Genomic DNA, 15645 nt, shown 5'->3' with positions numbered 1-15645 from the left:
CAACTACTTAATATTTTCAACTACACTTTTTGTTCGATTGATTTAATGTACTCAATAAATAATAATTATGTTTTTCTTGAGATAAACCCTTCTGGTCAAATTAGCTACGTTAACAATGCATGCAATTATTATCTAGAAGAAAAATTTGCTGAATACTTAAGAAAATAATTTTAATATGAAGAAAACAAACTATCCTGTAAGTATTTTGAATAACAAAAAAATTGATAGACGAAATTTGAGGTTTATCAATGATACAATTCAAGTCAAAAAGTATCAAAATATAGCTAATAAAAGCTACTCTTTGTATAAGCCAATTTCTAAACTATTCAATTTTTAATGGGAAATAAAAAAGAATATTTTGTGTTATTTGCTAATTGTATACCTGTAAAAGGAAATAAAAGAAGTGTTATATGTGATTTACATAGGCAGGAACTAAAACTAATCCCTAATAATTTATTTGATATTTTAACCCAATATAAAAATTCTAGGATTGATGAAATAAAAAGGAATTATGACAATAAATTTAATGAGACTATAGATGAATATTTCAACTTTTTATTAGAAAATGAATTAGGTTTTTACACTAATTTACCACACAGCTTTCCCGAATTAAATCTTAAATGGAATTCACCAGCACTTATTACTAATGCTATACTAGATATTGACTTCAATTCTAATTATAATTTAGAAAATGTCTTTACTGAACTTGATAAATTAACATGTAAACATATTCAACTACGGTTTTTTAGCAGTATCTCTTTTTGTAAATTAAAAAAAATACTAAGCATTTTAAACAAAGAGGATTATTGTATAATTTCAGTAGACTTAATTTTAAAATTCACTGATGACCTAACAATTGAATCTTTAAATAAGCTAATATTAGACATGCCCAGAATCACTTCTTTAATTATCTATAAATCTACAGATAATGTTCACGTAAAACCTGTAAGAAGCTCTTTAAATCACTTTATATACACTACAGAAAGTATAAAGAATCATAAATTTTGTGGGATTGTTAATGGTAATTACTTTTCAATTAATATTAAGAACTTTACTGAATCTCAAAAGTATAATTCATGTTTAAACAGAAAAATATCAATTGATACAGAAGGTAATATAAAAAACTGCCCATCAGTGTCACAAAGCTTTGGAAATATAAAAGATACCTCATTACAAAAAGCACTTGAGCATAAAGATTTTAAAAAATATTGGAATATCACTAAAGACCAAATAGATGTTTGTAAAGATTGTGAATTCAGATATATATGTACTGATTGTAGAGCCTACACTGAAAATCCTGAAGACCATTATTCAAAGCCTTTAAAATGTGGTTACAATCCTTATACGAATGTCTGGGAAGAATGGAGCACAAATCCATTAAAAGAGAAAGCAATTGAATATTATGGCATGCAAGAATTGGTTAAAAATAATGGCTAAATTTTTCCCTCATTATAAACAGCGAGACCATAAAGACTGTGGTCCTACTTGCCTAAAGATAATTACCAAGAATTATGGTAAATCTTTAAACATCAATCAATTAAGACAATTAAGCGAAACTACTAGGGCAGGAAGTAGTCTTTTGGGCTTAAGTGAGGCTTCAGAGGAACTTGGATTTAGAAGTTTAGGAATTAAGGTTGATTTAAAAAAATTGTTAGAAGCCCCATTACCATGTATATTACATTGGAACAAAAACCATTATGTAGTTCTTTATAAAATAAAAAATAGTACATTTTTTATTTCTGATCCAGCTTATGGATTATTAAAATATCCAAAAGATGAATTTTTAAGACATTGGATAGGAAATAATGCTAATGATGAAACAGAAGAGGGTATTGCTTTATTGTTAGAGCCCACATCAAAGTTCTATAGTTCAGATTTTGAGGAGGAAAACACATCTTTTGGGTTTAAGTTTTTGTTTAGATATATTTTTAAGTACAAACGTTTTTTATGGCAATTGATTATAGGCTTAATAGCTGCCAGTTTGTTGCAATTAATCTTTCCTTTTTTAACGCAAAGTGTGGTGGATGTTGGTATAAAAAACCAAGACATCCATTTTATTTATTTGATTCTTTTTGCGCAATTAGCCTTGTTCATAGGAAGAACGGCTATTGAAGTTATTAGAAGTTGGATTTTACTTCACTTAAGTACGCGTATCAATATTTCATTAGTATCTGATTTTTTCATAAAACTTATGAATTTGCCAATAGCTTTTTTTGATACAAGAATGACAGGTGACATTTTACAACGTATTAATGATCACAAAAGGATAGAGCGTATACTAACTACATCATCATTAAATGTATTGTTCTCAATGGTTAATTTGTTGGTGTTTAGTTTTGTATTGGCATATTATAATCTGTTACTATTTGGAATATTTTTAATGGGTAGCTTTTTATATTTTTTGTGGATTGTCATTTTTCTTAAAAAGCGTAGAGATTTAGATTACAAGCGTTTTTCACAAGTAAGTCAAGAACAAAGTAAGGTGATTGAACTTATTAATGGCATGCAGGAAATAAAGTTGCATAATGCCGAAAAACAAAAACGCTGGGGATGGGAATTTGTTCAGGCACGATTGTTTAGAGTATCTATTGAAGGACTGGCTTTGGAGCAATATCAAAGTGTAGGTTCTGGCTTTATCAATGAAGTCAAAAATATATTGATAACTATATTATCTGCCAAATTAGTAATAGATGGTGAAATTACTCTGGGTATGATGCTAGCTATAAGTTATATAGTAGGACAATTAAACTCGCCAATTGCACAACTTATTAATTTTATTCGTGAAGTACAAGATGCTAAAATATCATTGGATAGATTGTCTGAAATCCATAACAAGGAAGACGAAGAACCAGCAGACATTGATTTTGTAAAAGATATTGATGAGGAAGCTGATATTTCAGTTTCTAATTTGTCTTTTCGTTATATAGGTTCAGACCAAATGGTTTTACAAGAGTTGGATGTAATCATACCAGCCAATAAAGTGACAGCCATTGTAGGTGTTAGCGGTAGTGGTAAAACAACTTTAATGAAACTGTTGTTAAAATTTTATGATCCAATTGAAGGACAAATAAAATTAGGTAATTATGACCTTAAAAACATTTCCCAAAAAACATGGAGAGATGAATGTGGTGTGGTGATGCAGGAAGGGTATATTTTTAATGATACCATCGCAAACAACATTGCTGTGGGTGAAGACTATGTTGATAAACAAAAATTGGCACATGCGGTAGATGTAGCCAATATCAAAGAATTTATAGAAACCTTACCATTATCTTACAATACTAAAATTGGTATGGAAGGTGTAGGTTTAAGTACAGGGCAAAAGCAACGCTTATTAATTGCAAGGGCTGTTTACAAGAACCCTAACTTTTTATTTTTTGATGAGGCAACTTCTGCTTTAGATGCCAATAATGAAAAAGTCATTATGGAAAAGCTCGATACCTTTTTTGAAAACAAGACCGTTGTGGTTATTGCTCACAGGTTAAGTACAGTAAAAAATGCACACCAAATTGTGGTTTTGGACAAAGGTAACATTGTGGAAGTCGGCAACCATAATGAGTTAATAAAGCATAAAGGGGATTATTATAACCTTGTTAAGAATCAATTAGAATTGGGGAAATAGGATGTCAAAAAAACTAGAGGACATAGAATTAAGAAGTGAGGAAGTTCAAGAAATCCTTACCCAAGTACCACATTGGATGATACGTTGGGGTAATGTACTATTTTTGGTTTTAATATTAATGTTGTTGCTTATTTCCTGGTTTATAAAATATCCTGATATTATTACATCTGAAGCAACGGTAACAACTCAAGAGCCGCCTCAAAAGGAATATGCTAAAACTACAGGTAAGTTTGATGCTATTTTAGTCACTGAAAGCGAATTGGCACATCCCAACCAACCACTGGCAATTATTGAAAATACGGCCAATTATCAAGATGTTTTTAAATTAAAATCCATAATGGATACCATTAAGGTGAATACAAGGGGTTTTAGTTTTCCAATTGATAGTATTCCCATGTTATTTTTGGGAGATATTGAATCACAGTACGCGCTTTTTGAAAACAGTTACATACAATATCAATTGAACAAACAATTACAGCCTTTTACCAATGAAGCGATAGCCAACAGCTATTCTGTTTCTGAATTGAACAATAGACTGCGAAGTTTGCAATCGCAACGGGATATCAATCGAACAGAGCTGGAATTCAAAGAAAAAGATTTACAACGAAACAAATCCCTATTTGATAAAGGTATTATTTCAGCCCAGGATTTTGAAAGCAAACAATTGGAATATGCCCAAGCGGATCGTAATTTTAAGAATTTTGAGTCATCTATTTCGCAAATTCGAGAAGCTATAAGTAATGCCCACAAAACTTCTAAAGGAACAGAAATCAATCAGATTAAGGAAGAAATGACCTTGCTCAAGAATGTGATACAAGCATTCAACCAATTGAATAAAGTGATTAAGGATTGGGAATACCGCTATGTATTGCAGTCTGAAATACAGGGGAAAGTGTCTTTTTTAAATTACTGGAATGTGAATCAGACAGTCAACCAAGGTGATTTGGTATTTACAATAATTCCAAATGGAAATGTTATATATATAGCCAAGTTAAAAACACCCATTCAAAATTCTGGAAAGATAAAAATTGGTCAGCGAGTCAATATCAAACTAGAAAATTATCCTGATACAGAGTTTGGAGTGCTAAACGGAACGGTTAAAAATATATCACTGATTCCTGATGTGGAAGGGTTTTACTATATTGACGTTGAACTTCCTCAAAAATTGATTACATCCTACAACAAGGAAATCGATTTCAAACAGGAAATGCGAGGTTCTGCTGAAATCATCACCGAGGATTTACGTTTAATAGAAAGGTTCTTTTACCAATTTAAAGAGGTTTTAAAGCGTTAAAAAACACTCAAATTAATGAGTGTTTTAAAAATGTTCAATTATTATTTCAGCCATATTTCAGATGCCTTATCAAAACCGCACCATCTGTGATTTTCATCGTATCCTCGACCAGCCAATTCATGGCGGATCAACCTCTCAAGAGGTAGTTTGGTATGAATGATAAACCGTAATATTTCACCGTCAGCCACAGAAAACATTCCAATAATGGCATCCCAAAAGGGAAGTGAGTCCCTGTCCATACGGATATGGCGAATCATGTCATAGCTCATTTGAGAATAATCTTTTGGTAATATACCCAAAAACGGCAGTTCCATGTCTTGAGCAGTCGCTTCTTCGCAGACTGCCCAGTTATTTTCCGGGCCATGAATGACACCAAATACAATACCTGCAATGCGATATTTAAATTTCAACCACATCGCATGATCAATAGCCTTTTGTTGGTCGTCAAACACATCTAAATAGTTATCGTCTTTCATGGCCGTTTATTTAGAAGCAGGTTTCACACCTCCATTTAAGGAAATCACATCCTCCCTTGAGGATTTAGGATCTTTGCCTTTTTTACGAAGCAAACGTTGCGTATTGAACAGGGAACGACATTTTATGTTGAACTCTGTATAACTTAAACGTTCATTTTCATTTTTTACGGTTTTAGAATAAGCATCATACAATTCAGCATTGGTAAGTTGATTATTTTTTGCCTTCACAATAGTGTCTAAAACCAAACTGGCAACAGGGTTTAATCCGTTTTCAGTTTCAGAAAAATCAAATCCTAATTCTTCAATTTGTTTTCTACGTTCTTCATCAGCATACTTAAGTAAAACAGATACATCTTTACGATAATCTTTTAAGCGTGCAACGACTTCACGTTTCTCGTCTTTAGCTTTTTCAATTTGCGCTTCGGTCTGTTCCAAAAGCGTTTGGTCTGTTTTGATGTTCTCTATCAAAACATCTACGATACTTGCATCTTTCATTGTATTAAATTTTAAAGGTTAAACATTATTTATTGCAATAGCATGGGCGCATTGACCTTCAACTACTGTGTTTTTTTAGGTGAACATTTGATTTTTCAGTTCGCATTAGATTAAAGGATAGTTAGCGGTAAGCACTTCCGTCTTTTTGCTATCCCTAGGTTTTCCAGCAATTGCTTTCTTTGCGGTCAGCGGTTTTGAAAACTGTTTGGTGTGCCACCCATTTTTCTTGATGTAGGCATCAAGAATTTCAGAAGGGTAACTGCTCAAAAGGAACTTTCCTTTTACTTTAGAAAGTGTTTCCAAAAGCCGTTTAAAATCGTCTTCGGTATAGCCATCATAATGTCCCTGATTGGAATTGATGTACGGTGGATCCACGTAGTGAAAGGCATCTTCCGTATTGTGCAGTTCCAGCACCTTACAGGCATCCGAGTGTTCAATCTGAACATTGGATAAGCGTTTAAATATGGATCCATCGAATTGTAGTTTCTTATTTCGAAACGCCTTCACCCGTTTTCCATACTTATCAAATCCCCAAGACCCAATCCGACACCCAAATCCCATATTGGTAGCTACGTAGAACGCCCACGCCTGCTGTAGCTTGTTAAACAGATGTGGCATCCTGTAAATACTCCACGCAACCGAATAGGTTGTTCGTGAGAACAAGGTAGCCTCAATCTTTGCCTTTAAATTCTCAAAATCGGTCTTGCACACCTCATAAAAATTAATGACCATGGCATTGGTATCATTGATGATTTCTGATTCTGCTTTTTCTTTAGCAAAGAAGACAGCACCACCACCAAAAAAAGTTTCCGTGTAAATGCTGTGCTTTGGAATATTGGGGAGGATATGCTGAAGCATGTTCAACTTACCACCATAGTAGGTAATGGGTGTTCTGGGCATAGATGGGTTTAGAATAAGGGCTGATAAAGGTTAAAAGGTTATAGTTTTCGTTCTTGGGCAAAGGACACAAAGGACTCCGAAGAGATGATGATGTGGTCGAGTAAGGTAATATCCATAAGTTTGGCTAACTTTTGTATTTTTTCTGTTTCCCGTACATCACTCTTGGAGATGGAAAGATTTCCACTGGGGTGGTTGTGGACAATGATAATTGCCGAAGCGTTGGCGAGCAACGCCAACTGGAAGATGTACTTTGGGTTCGGTTGGACACCGAGGGTCGTACCACGAGCCACTTCGGAAATTCCAAGGACACGATTGGAGTTAGTCAGTAATACTAACCAAAAGCATTCAATCAAGTCCAACTGCTTCGTGTTGATATACAATCGCAGTATTCGATTGGCATCCTCGGCGCAGGTGATGTGGTACATATCCTGAAACGAAGGACGTCTGTAATGGATTTCAATCTGTGAGCTACCAAGTAGCTCGGTACTCGGTAGTATTGGATTCATAATTATTTGTTTAAAGGTTCTGTTTGATGACAGTATGAACCAAGCTTGATATTTGATATAGATAACCCTTTTTGGTAAGTTGCTAAACGATACTTGGGAATTATCCTTTTAAGTCCTTAATGGTAATGGTCTTTGCTGAAAACGCCTCTGGACTCCTCCCATTGATGAGCAGTTTTAAATAGACATGGAAATGTTCTAGATTGGTAAAGTCCGATGCTTGAAACACAGGATGAAACTCTTGAGCCATATACTTGGCATCAACCTGACCGAGCTTGAAGCATACAATCGTTCCAATGTTCCCGAGTACGGCATTCTTGATATCGGACTGTAGCTGGTTTAGGTATTGGTGCGCCAATACAAAACCAATTTTGAACTTCCGTAGTTCAGAGAGCATTCCCGTAATGGAGCCCGTGGTGTAGTTTTGGAACTCATCTAGATATATGAAAAAGGGATTTCGTTTATTTTCGGGAGTATCAACCCGACTAAAGCCAGCCGAAGCCAGTGAGGTCAAGAGCAGGGAACCAAGAAGATGGGCGCCATCAACTCCCAAACTCCCTTTGGAAAGATTGACCAACAGTATTTGTTTAGTATCGATAATCGTCCGCAAGGAAATCTGCTCCTTGTTCTCTACCAATATCCTTTGGAGCATAGGGATTGATAAAAAGCTACCAATTTTATTAAGAACAGGAAGAATATCTGTCTTGGAGTATTTAGGGTACTCCACTTTCCAAAAGCGAAGCACGTTTTTGTTGGTGATATTGAACAAGCAATGATCTCGGAATTGGGTGTCCAACAGCATTTTTGGAATGTCCTCAAACGTGGCTTGGGGCTGGTCTAAAAGCGTCAGCAGTACGTTCCGTAAGATGTACTCCAATTTAAGTCCCCACGCCTGTTTGCCCCACAGCTTTTGGAAAGCCTCCAAGATGCTTGAGGCAATCAGGGCACGTTTGTGGTAGCTGACTTTTTTAAGGGGGTTGTAACCCAAAGACAGGTTTGGGTTGCTGACATCGAGATACACCACGTCTTTTTTTCGATGCTCTGGGATAAACGCCAAAACTTCCTTTAAGAGATCCCCATTGATGTCCAACAGACAAAAGCCACGCTGTTGGAAGACATCTTGATAGATGAGGGTCTTCATCAAATTGGTCTTTCCGCTACCTGTTTTTCCGAGCAGGTACATCCCGAACAATCTGTCGTGCTGGTAGATGCCAAAGAGTCGTTTATCGTCACGAAAGTCCACATGGGCAAAGTAACTGATGTAAGGATGAAGGTGTTGGTGCATAGAGCCACAGTATGGCATGGCTTTTGGCAGGTATATAGATAGCCTAACTTGTAGTCAAAAATGGTTATCTATGTTTTGTATTCCATCAATATTACACTTTTTAGCAGTACAAATGTTTTGATTATAAAACAGATGCAAAAAGAGGTATAATGAATGAACTACACAAACAATCAAATTCAATACAGCGTCCGACAATGCACTTTTCGGAGGAGGCTTTGTACCAACTCAAGGTTTTTGCATTGGCGATAAAGGAAATACATATGCGTATGATCTCTGAAGGTTATGAAATGATTGATGGTAAGATTGTGAAGGTAGCTAATCCCAAAAATCATGAAGTCAAAAATAACACCAAGTGAAGACACTCTTTTAAAGCAGGTAAAAAAAGGAACGTTCAGGAACCAATATCTGATCTACAATCGTAAAAGTACCGATGAGCCAAACAACCAAAAGAACTCCATTACCTATCAAAAAAAGGAAAACAGAAGGTTCTCCAAACGGTCTCAACTTCCAATAGCACCGATTAGCCTTAATGGCTTTTGTGCAGATGGAGTTATTTCAGAACGACATTCTGGGTTTAAGGAAAGTAATGATGTTCTTTTTACAAGGGAAGGTTTTGTGCAATACAAAATTGAGCGTCCCAAATTTCAAAAAATGTTGCAAATGCTCAATAAGGGATACTTTAAGGGGCTGGTCTGCCTCAGTTGGGATCGCATTAGTCGAAATAAAGGAGACGACGCCATTCTTCGAAAATTAATGCGAAAGGGAGTGGATGTGAGGTTCACCTACGCAACCTACGACAATACCAGTTCAGGTGCACTCCATATGGATATCGATGGTATGTTTTCAGCACACCATTCCAGGGTAACGAGTGAGAAGGTAAGTTTGGCAACTAGAAATTTGAGACAACAGGGAATTTGTACCTATAGAGCACCATTGGGATACCTCAATCAGGGAAGCATGAACAGTAAGCCCTTTGATCCAGATAGAGCACCTCATATCAAGGAATTATTCATGAAGTATGCCTATGAAGGGTATAGTTTAAATGACTTGGCGCGTTTTTCAGCAGAAGTGGGACTTCAATCACAACCCATGCGAAGACGGCGTACTGAAGAAGAACTGTTGCTGGAGGAAGAGCAAATGGTGGACATTCCAAAAATATGTAGACCACTGACACCAAATCATGTCAGTCGTATATTGAAGAATCCTTTTTATGTGGGTAAGATAAAAACGGTAGAAGGTGATTATGTCGATAGCATAAGCCACAAGGCCTTGATAGATCCAACGACCTTCAATAAGGTACAAGAGCTATTGAAGAAAAGGCAGACAAGCATACATTACACCAATAAGATACCGTACCCATTTCGAGGAATGATTCGCTGTGGAGATTGCCATCGGGTATACACGCCATACCAAAAGAAAGGGATTGTATACTACAGAGCTCGTTGTAATGCTGATTGCAATAACGAATTTAAAAACTTCAATCTTGATTTTATAGAAACGGAAACAGAAAAGGTTTTAAACAAGATCAATTTCAATAAAGAAGAGGTTGCAAAATTCCAAGCTTATGCAGAAACCGATATTGCCCTGTTGGAAGAAAGGAGGCATCGTGAACTCAATACTTTAGAGAGTAAAAAAAAGCGCATACGAAAAGAACTAGCATATCTTAACAGTAATAAACTGTCACTGCTACAATCAGGGGTTTATGAACTAAAAGATTTTATGGAGGAGCATGAACGACTGAATCATAAATTGGAGGAACTGAACAACCAAGAACACATTTCCGATACCGCAATGCGAGATTTAATGCGAGATGTCGTAAAACTTTCCGAACTCATAAAAAATGTTACAGAGTACTATGATTTCGCAAATCATACAGAAAAGGAAAAAGTATTGAGAACCTTGTTTACCGAACTCTATATTTCCGATGAGAGGGTAAATTATAAGGTGATGAAAGGACTTGAGTGTCTTGAAACCTGCTTAAACGCTGTGTGTGAGCAAAATGCTGTCTTTTCCGAACTTTTGTTGGATTCACCAAAAGAGGTGACCGTTTGTGAACCTAAAGCATGGATTGTGGCATTGATTAACCAGAAGGAAGACATAGAGGCACTAATTTCTTCACTAGAGGAACTGTTAGGGGAATCGTAATATTCGTATTCATTTTAAAGTAGTTACTATCCCATCCTTAAAATGCTATAGTCCCTTTATGAACAATATTCCAGAAAACAAAAGGTTAACAGAAGAGTTAAAAAGAGAAGCCCTCAGGATGACGGCTTCCTGTGTTCGCAACACCGTCATTGACGATTACCATAAAGGAACAGTGCCACAATCTAAAACTGGCGATTATTCCGATGTAAAAGTAGTGACACCTTATGGTGAGATCGCTTGGAATGAACTGTCTCGTATCAGTGATGATGAAATGATGGCATTCAATAAGGAGGTGACAGATCTGATATATACCTACTTGCAGTGCCTGCTTAATCCTTATTTTGATAGGAAATTGAAAGATGAGTTTATGCTCTATGCCAATGTCTGCTATCCGAGTAAGTGGGATGAACCAGAAATATTTTCACTCTAACAACCAAACAAGGTTATCTATATGATATAGCTGGATAAACATATACTAGGATAATGAGTTACTACTACCGTACCACCGTTCCCAACAGTGTCTTTGATAAGCACCTAACAGATCTGGGCTATGCAGAACTAAAGGTGCTGCTGGTCATCATTAGACAGACCTACGGTTGGAAAGATAAACGAACGGGTGGCTATAAACGTTGGGATTGGATTTCGCAACGGTTTTTTGTTAGAAAAACAGGACTCTCGGCAAGAGCCGTTTCGACAGCCATATCCCAATTGATTTACAAAGGGCTCATTCTCGTAAAGAACCAGAAAGGGTACCTGCTCTTTGATAAGAAACAACGCCAACAGGAAGCTAAACTGTACTTCTCCTGTACCCTTGAACCTAAAGGCAGTGAAGTTAACCGCACAAAGCCTGTGAAACAGCTTCACACTACAATAATTAAACATACAAATACGTACCGTGAAGCTACTTCACAGAAATTAAGGCGTTTGCAATTTCCCAATACCCATAAGGACCATTAATTGAAATAGGCACACCTTATTCACAAAACAGGGTGTGACCGCGATTTTTTTTTGTGGTATTCGCAAAAAGGCTTATCTATATTGAAGTCATAGAGCTCTCTACAATGGGAAAAGGTGTTGGATATTTTAGTTAACCCCAATGCCTTTTTTATGTATGACAGATACATTACATCTCTTAAAAAGCTTTAGGGAACGTACCGGTGTATCCCTTCAGGATATGGCAACTATAATTGGAATGGACATCGGTAAGCTTTCCAAAATCGAGAACGGAAAACAAGACCCCAACTTGCAGGTATTGTTTTCGTACCATCTCATTCTCAAAATACCTTTTGAAAAACTCTTCAAGAACCATTATCCAAAAATCATAAAGGACTGCCTGCGTAATGCAATCGCCTTGAAGGACAAGCTGATGGAGAGTATGACCTCACCCCATATTGATAAACGGTTGATGTTGGTGGATACCATTGTTGATCGATTGGTAGAACTGGACAACAGCTATGACAGTTAGTCCGCTAGCATTAACCCTATATCCGAATGCTTTTGGAATGGGCTATGTTATCAGCGAATCGCCAAAAGAGCTTATCAATTATGGCATTGCTAGGGTTCGACCACTGACCACTGATAAGTATGTAAAACGTTTGCTACGTTTTATCAAACACTACAAGCCTGCTCTTATCATCTTGAGAGGCTATGCTGATGGTGACAATCGTATCAGTAAACGGGTCATTAAGGTTATCGATGCTTTTGAAAAGGAGGCTGGAAAACTTGAATTTCCTGTCCACAAATATTCAAGAGAGAATATCAAAGAAGTGTTTGGACAGTTTGGTAGTCATTCCAAATATGAGATTTCCAAGACCATTTGTTCGTGGTATCCAGAGCTCAAATCCCGCATGCCTGATCTTCGTAAAAACACGAAAGCGGAACATTACCAAATGGGCGTGTTTGATGCCTTTGCATTAATGCTGACGCATCACTATTTAACATAAAACCACCACTTATAAGCGGTGGTTTTTACTGATTTTTAATTTTTAGTTAATATTTTAATCAATTTAGATTTCTTTAATGGTTTCAATTCAAAACTTAAATTGTCAGATGCCTTAAACTCAACATTGTAAAAAGGGTTTTCTTTTAGTATGTAATAAGGTTCGTAAATATGAATATCAGCAGTGGTTTTTGTAAGTGCTACTTTGATATATCCAGTTATTTGCTTATCTCGTATTGAGTTTAAAATTCTGTCTCCAATACTTGTACTTTTGCCAATATACATTAAGGTTTTATTTTCATCGTATAGGAAGTATATCCCAAATTTTCCTATATGATTTTCTACAAACTCTTTAAACTTCGTCGATGGGATAAACTCATTTTCGTTTAGATAACTAAATTTATTATTGTTTTTTACATATTGTTGAAGCTTGGCATACGGTTTTAGAAACTCATTATCAAAATAATTAGACAAGTTAAAACCATCTTTTATTGATTCTAATTTTATTTGTTTGCAAACTATTATTGCTTGTTCATAAATATCTCTTACTTCCGAATATATATTTAAAAAAAGATTCATTTTTTGGCTTTCATCACAATAATAAAGCTGTTTTAGTTCTTTAATTAGATGGTCAGTAATACTTGCCGCTCCGATAGCTGATAATTCCAACTCGTTTTCAGATTGAAATTGATACATATTAATTAGTGAAGAAGGAAGGTTGGATTGATCAAATTCATATTTTTCGTATCCACAAGATTCTGCAATTTTCCTTACATAATTTTTGAAATGTGATTCGTTTTCAAATTTCATAGTTGTTAGCTAATATTTTTTTTTATTTGCTCTAATGCCTAATATAATTGAGATTACTATTAACAAATAGAGTAATACTATGTTCCAAGCGTTTATATTTAATCTATTTAAAAAGTTAATTCCATTTGAAAACAGCTCTGGAAAATTAGCTTCTGCCTTCGATAAGAAAAAGATCAAAATCATAAAAGAATAAAATGAAACAATAATAATCGCTCGCTTAAAATATTCTTGAGCCATAGTCATATTATCCACTTTCTCATTAATAACAATTGAGTTTTTCCTCACTTTATTAGTTATTTCTGAAATCAGTTTTTTAAAGTATTCATCACTTTTATCGTTAATTAAAAAATCATTAATGGAGATTGAATAATAAGCTTTCCGTTCTAAAGTTTTCAATGAGAACCAAACAGTTCTTGACATATAAATGGATAGGACAAAAAGTAGAAATATTAAAAAAAGTAGAATTACGCTGAAATCATTTGTCTTTACAAGAACACTAGTAACACCCAAAATTATAGAGGTTACTACACTTATTATACTTATAAATAAAGAAGATTTTCCTTCGATAGTTTTTTTTCGCTGCGCTTCTGATTCATAAAAATCAAGAGCATATTTTAATGTTTGTTCTAGGTGTTTATTTTCGACTTTGATTTCACCTGATTCTAATTTCTGAATTTCTTGACTCTCACCCTTTTCAAGTAAAGGCCAAAAAAATTCTCGAATATTTTTAAAAAGTTTCATTTTGTAAAAGATTAACTATTTCTTGGGTTATTTTATATCCCGTTTGTTTTTCTATCCAAGCCCATTGACCATTTGGGTTAATTTCTAAAAAAATGTAATTTCCGTTGTTATCTAATATAAAATCAATAGCCCCATATCTTAATTTAAGTGTCCGTAATAAAGCTATACATTTAATTTTAATGTCTTCTGGCAAATTAATTTTCTCGTGGTATAAATTCATTTCTCCTTTTCTCCAATCAACTTTGGTGGTTGAATATTCTTGAGAATGAATTAATGTAGCAAATATTTTATCTCCAACTACAATTACTCGAATATCTCCTTTTTTGAAAATATGAGATTGAAGATAGTTGGGGGCAAAAGATATTTTTTGTTTGTTTTCAGGCACTGATTTTAAAACATTAGTAAAAACAACTTTTGAATCAGTATTGTCTTCAATTAACCCCGATTTTATTGGCTTTATAACACACTCTTCTTTGTTTTCTTTGAAGAATAAAGATACTTGTTTATAAGAATCAGTTATAATACTATTCGGAATTTTAAAACCCAACGCTTTTGCGATGTCTAATTGATAAATTTTATTTTCAGCTTCTCTAATTGAGTACAGAGGGCTTATCCAGTATGCATTACGCAATAATTTGTAAATACCCTCTAATGCGTAAATAAATTCATTTTTAACAAAGTTTATCTCACCTATAGATAGTTCAACTGAATTAAATACTGGCAATTCAGGTCTTCTATAATAAACAGAAGTGAATTCTTGTAAGTTAAAAGATCGTTCAAATTTTGAATCTATGATTTGATATGAACTTGAAGAAAAGTCTAATGAAAACGTTACCGATTTTGTTAATTCTTCTGTATTGAATCTATAAAATTCTATACTATTTTCCCTTAATGACTTTACTATAAAATCTGAAGTAATATCAGACTTATTGGATATTATTAAAACTTTCGTCATCTCTTTCTTGTGTAACTAAAGTTTTTGTTTGCAATTCGAGTAGAGAATGAGTTTCATCGTCTCTCTCTTGGTTAACTTCTGTTTTTGTTTGTAACTCAAGAAGAGTGAATTCATCATCATCACTTTCACTTTTTACTTTAGTTTTTGTCAATAACGAAATGTGTTTTCTATTAGAATCAATAAAAGGTTTCTTTTCACCATTAATTTCTATCACATTTAATGATCTCTGAAAATCATAATTATAAATTGTATTTATATTACCTTTCCTTTCTTCTGCATAATCTAATATTAATGGCTTCATAGTTGTTTTTAAAATGTTAGCTAATACCCAAATGTAAATAATTATGGTTAATTATTCATCCTCTTGTTCTTGTATTAAGCCCTGCAACACACATTGTATTGCTTGTTTTGTATAAATTTAAGAAAAAAATATTTTTTATTTAATATAGAAAAATTAAATTTTAATTCTATTACATCAAG

17 protein-coding genes are annotated in these 15645 nt (G+C 34.5%); 8 read left to right on the top strand and 9 right to left on the bottom strand.

Going from position 1 to position 15645, the window contains the following annotated elements; translation table 11 throughout:
• Positions 1 to 336 precede the first annotated feature (336 nt).
• Genes gwsS through ACN0QX_RS13685 form a run of 3 tightly spaced genes read left to right on the top strand, consistent with a single transcriptional unit; the run spans position 337 to position 4916 of the window.
• Positions 337 to 1437, top strand: a complete 1101-nt coding sequence (gene gwsS / locus ACN0QX_RS13695) for a grasp-with-spasm system SPASM domain peptide maturase (RefSeq protein ID WP_417197753.1) — start codon at positions 337 to 339, stop codon at positions 1435 to 1437.
• The gene (locus ACN0QX_RS13690) at positions 1430 to 3622 is read left to right on the top strand and encodes a peptidase domain-containing ABC transporter (protein WP_417197751.1); all 2193 of its coding nucleotides are present in this window, start codon (positions 1430 to 1432) and stop codon (positions 3620 to 3622) included. The genes gwsS and ACN0QX_RS13690 overlap by 8 nt, the downstream gene beginning before the upstream one ends.
• A 1-nt stretch (position 3623) precedes the next feature.
• Complete coding sequence (locus tag ACN0QX_RS13685; protein WP_417197750.1) at positions 3624 to 4916, top strand: HlyD family secretion protein; 1293 nt, start codon at positions 3624 to 3626, stop codon at positions 4914 to 4916.
• A 41-nt stretch (positions 4917 to 4957) separates the two neighbouring features.
• On the opposite strand, the gene ACN0QX_RS13680 is transcribed toward ACN0QX_RS13685, so the two are convergent.
• From ACN0QX_RS13680 to ACN0QX_RS13660, 5 genes are all read right to left on the bottom strand, one after another.
• Complete coding sequence (locus tag ACN0QX_RS13680) at positions 4958 to 5392, bottom strand: hypothetical protein (RefSeq protein ID WP_417197749.1); 435 nt, start codon at positions 5390 to 5392, stop codon at positions 4958 to 4960.
• A gap of 6 nt (positions 5393 to 5398) precedes the next feature.
• Positions 5399 to 5887: a hypothetical protein gene (locus ACN0QX_RS13675; protein ID WP_417197747.1), complete on the bottom strand. Its 489-nt coding sequence runs from the start codon at positions 5885 to 5887 to the stop codon at positions 5399 to 5401.
• Between the two features lie 105 nt (positions 5888 to 5992).
• The gene (locus ACN0QX_RS13670; protein WP_417197745.1) at positions 5993 to 6787 is read right to left on the bottom strand and encodes a DNA adenine methylase; all 795 of its coding nucleotides are present in this window, start codon (positions 6785 to 6787) and stop codon (positions 5993 to 5995) included.
• A 38-nt stretch (positions 6788 to 6825) separates the two neighbouring features.
• Complete coding sequence (locus tag ACN0QX_RS13665; protein ID WP_417197743.1) at positions 6826 to 7293, bottom strand: JAB domain-containing protein; 468 nt, start codon at positions 7291 to 7293, stop codon at positions 6826 to 6828.
• A gap of 100 nt (positions 7294 to 7393) precedes the next feature.
• The gene (locus tag ACN0QX_RS13660; RefSeq protein ID WP_417197741.1) at positions 7394 to 8575 is read right to left on the bottom strand and encodes a type IV secretory system conjugative DNA transfer family protein; all 1182 of its coding nucleotides are present in this window, start codon (positions 8573 to 8575) and stop codon (positions 7394 to 7396) included.
• Positions 8576 to 8905: 330 nt separating this feature from the next.
• Here ACN0QX_RS13660 and ACN0QX_RS13655 point away from each other — a divergent pair, with 330 nt between their 5' ends.
• From ACN0QX_RS13655 to ACN0QX_RS13635, 5 genes are all read left to right on the top strand, one after another.
• A complete protein-coding gene (locus ACN0QX_RS13655) occupies positions 8906 to 10720 on the top strand; it encodes a recombinase family protein (RefSeq protein ID WP_417197739.1) in 1815 nt (604 codons plus the stop codon).
• Between the two features lie 58 nt (positions 10721 to 10778).
• On the top strand, positions 10779 to 11150 hold the full coding sequence (locus ACN0QX_RS13650) for a hypothetical protein (RefSeq protein ID WP_417197737.1): 372 nt from the start codon (positions 10779 to 10781) through the stop codon (positions 11148 to 11150).
• A gap of 53 nt (positions 11151 to 11203) precedes the next feature.
• Positions 11204 to 11677, top strand: coding sequence for a replication protein (locus ACN0QX_RS13645; protein WP_416945056.1), 474 nt, complete (start codon positions 11204 to 11206; stop codon positions 11675 to 11677).
• A gap of 154 nt (positions 11678 to 11831) precedes the next feature.
• Entirely contained in the window at positions 11832 to 12185 is a 354-nt protein-coding gene (locus ACN0QX_RS13640) for a helix-turn-helix domain-containing protein (RefSeq protein WP_417197735.1), read from the top strand.
• Complete coding sequence (locus ACN0QX_RS13635; protein WP_417197733.1) at positions 12175 to 12663, top strand: hypothetical protein; 489 nt, start codon at positions 12175 to 12177, stop codon at positions 12661 to 12663. The genes ACN0QX_RS13640 and ACN0QX_RS13635 overlap by 11 nt, the downstream gene beginning before the upstream one ends.
• A gap of 35 nt (positions 12664 to 12698) precedes the next feature.
• Here the strand turns inward: ACN0QX_RS13635 and ACN0QX_RS13630 are convergent, their stop codons facing one another.
• From ACN0QX_RS13630 to ACN0QX_RS13615, 4 genes are read right to left on the bottom strand one after another with little or no spacing between them, the layout of a single operon-like run.
• Positions 12699 to 13469, bottom strand: coding sequence for a hypothetical protein (locus ACN0QX_RS13630; protein ID WP_417197731.1), 771 nt, complete (start codon positions 13467 to 13469; stop codon positions 12699 to 12701).
• Between the two features lie 9 nt (positions 13470 to 13478).
• Entirely contained in the window at positions 13479 to 14210 is a 732-nt protein-coding gene (locus ACN0QX_RS13625; RefSeq protein ID WP_416944683.1) for a hypothetical protein, read from the bottom strand.
• Positions 14197 to 15165, bottom strand: a complete 969-nt coding sequence (locus ACN0QX_RS13620; RefSeq protein WP_417197729.1) for an MvdC/MvdD family ATP grasp protein — start codon at positions 15163 to 15165, stop codon at positions 14197 to 14199. The genes ACN0QX_RS13625 and ACN0QX_RS13620 overlap by 14 nt, the downstream gene beginning before the upstream one ends.
• Complete coding sequence (locus ACN0QX_RS13615) at positions 15137 to 15466, bottom strand: hypothetical protein (RefSeq protein ID WP_417197727.1); 330 nt, start codon at positions 15464 to 15466, stop codon at positions 15137 to 15139. Before ACN0QX_RS13615 ends, ACN0QX_RS13620 begins: the two co-directional genes overlap by 29 nt.
• Positions 15467 to 15645 lie beyond the last annotated feature (179 nt).

This window comes from Bizionia sp. (assembly GCF_048259285.1).
In the GTDB taxonomy this organism is placed as follows: domain Bacteria; phylum Bacteroidota; class Bacteroidia; order Flavobacteriales; family Flavobacteriaceae; genus Algorimicrobium; species Algorimicrobium hallyeonense.
The sequence above is the reverse complement of the archived record's forward strand: the minus strand, read 5'-3'. Positions and strand labels throughout refer to the sequence as shown.

Excerpts from the sequence above, each read along its gene's own strand:
- ACN0QX_RS13645 (WP_416945056.1), top strand. The coding sequence starts at position 11,204 with ATGAGTTACTACTACCGTACCACCGTTCCCAACAGTGTCTTTGATAAG.
- ACN0QX_RS13640 (WP_417197735.1), top strand. The coding sequence starts at position 11,832 with ATGACAGATACATTACATCTCTTAAAAAGCTTTAGGGAACGTACCGGT.
- ACN0QX_RS13635 (WP_417197733.1), top strand. The coding sequence starts at position 12,175 with ATGACAGTTAGTCCGCTAGCATTAACCCTATATCCGAATGCTTTTGGA.
- ACN0QX_RS13660 (WP_417197741.1), bottom strand. The coding sequence starts at position 8,575 with ATGCACCAACACCTTCATCCTTACATCAGTTACTTTGCCCATGTGGAC.
- ACN0QX_RS13690 (WP_417197751.1), top strand. The coding sequence starts at position 1,430 with ATGGCTAAATTTTTCCCTCATTATAAACAGCGAGACCATAAAGACTGT.
- ACN0QX_RS13680 (WP_417197749.1), bottom strand. The coding sequence starts at position 5,392 with ATGAAAGACGATAACTATTTAGATGTGTTTGACGACCAACAAAAGGCT.
- ACN0QX_RS13615 (WP_417197727.1), bottom strand. The coding sequence starts at position 15,466 with ATGAAGCCATTAATATTAGATTATGCAGAAGAAAGGAAAGGTAATATA.
- ACN0QX_RS13620 (WP_417197729.1), bottom strand. The coding sequence starts at position 15,165 with ATGACGAAAGTTTTAATAATATCCAATAAGTCTGATATTACTTCAGAT.
- ACN0QX_RS13675 (WP_417197747.1), bottom strand. The coding sequence starts at position 5,887 with ATGAAAGATGCAAGTATCGTAGATGTTTTGATAGAGAACATCAAAACA.
- ACN0QX_RS13630 (WP_417197731.1), bottom strand. The coding sequence starts at position 13,469 with ATGAAATTTGAAAACGAATCACATTTCAAAAATTATGTAAGGAAAATT.
- ACN0QX_RS13665 (WP_417197743.1), bottom strand. The coding sequence starts at position 7,293 with ATGAATCCAATACTACCGAGTACCGAGCTACTTGGTAGCTCACAGATT.
- ACN0QX_RS13650 (WP_417197737.1), top strand. The coding sequence starts at position 10,779 with ATGAACAATATTCCAGAAAACAAAAGGTTAACAGAAGAGTTAAAAAGA.
- gwsS (WP_417197753.1), top strand. The coding sequence starts at position 337 with ATGGGAAATAAAAAAGAATATTTTGTGTTATTTGCTAATTGTATACCT.
- ACN0QX_RS13625 (WP_416944683.1), bottom strand. The coding sequence starts at position 14,210 with ATGAAACTTTTTAAAAATATTCGAGAATTTTTTTGGCCTTTACTTGAA.
- ACN0QX_RS13655 (WP_417197739.1), top strand. The coding sequence starts at position 8,906 with ATGAAGTCAAAAATAACACCAAGTGAAGACACTCTTTTAAAGCAGGTA.
- ACN0QX_RS13685 (WP_417197750.1), top strand. The coding sequence starts at position 3,624 with ATGTCAAAAAAACTAGAGGACATAGAATTAAGAAGTGAGGAAGTTCAA.
- ACN0QX_RS13670 (WP_417197745.1), bottom strand. The coding sequence starts at position 6,787 with ATGCCCAGAACACCCATTACCTACTATGGTGGTAAGTTGAACATGCTT.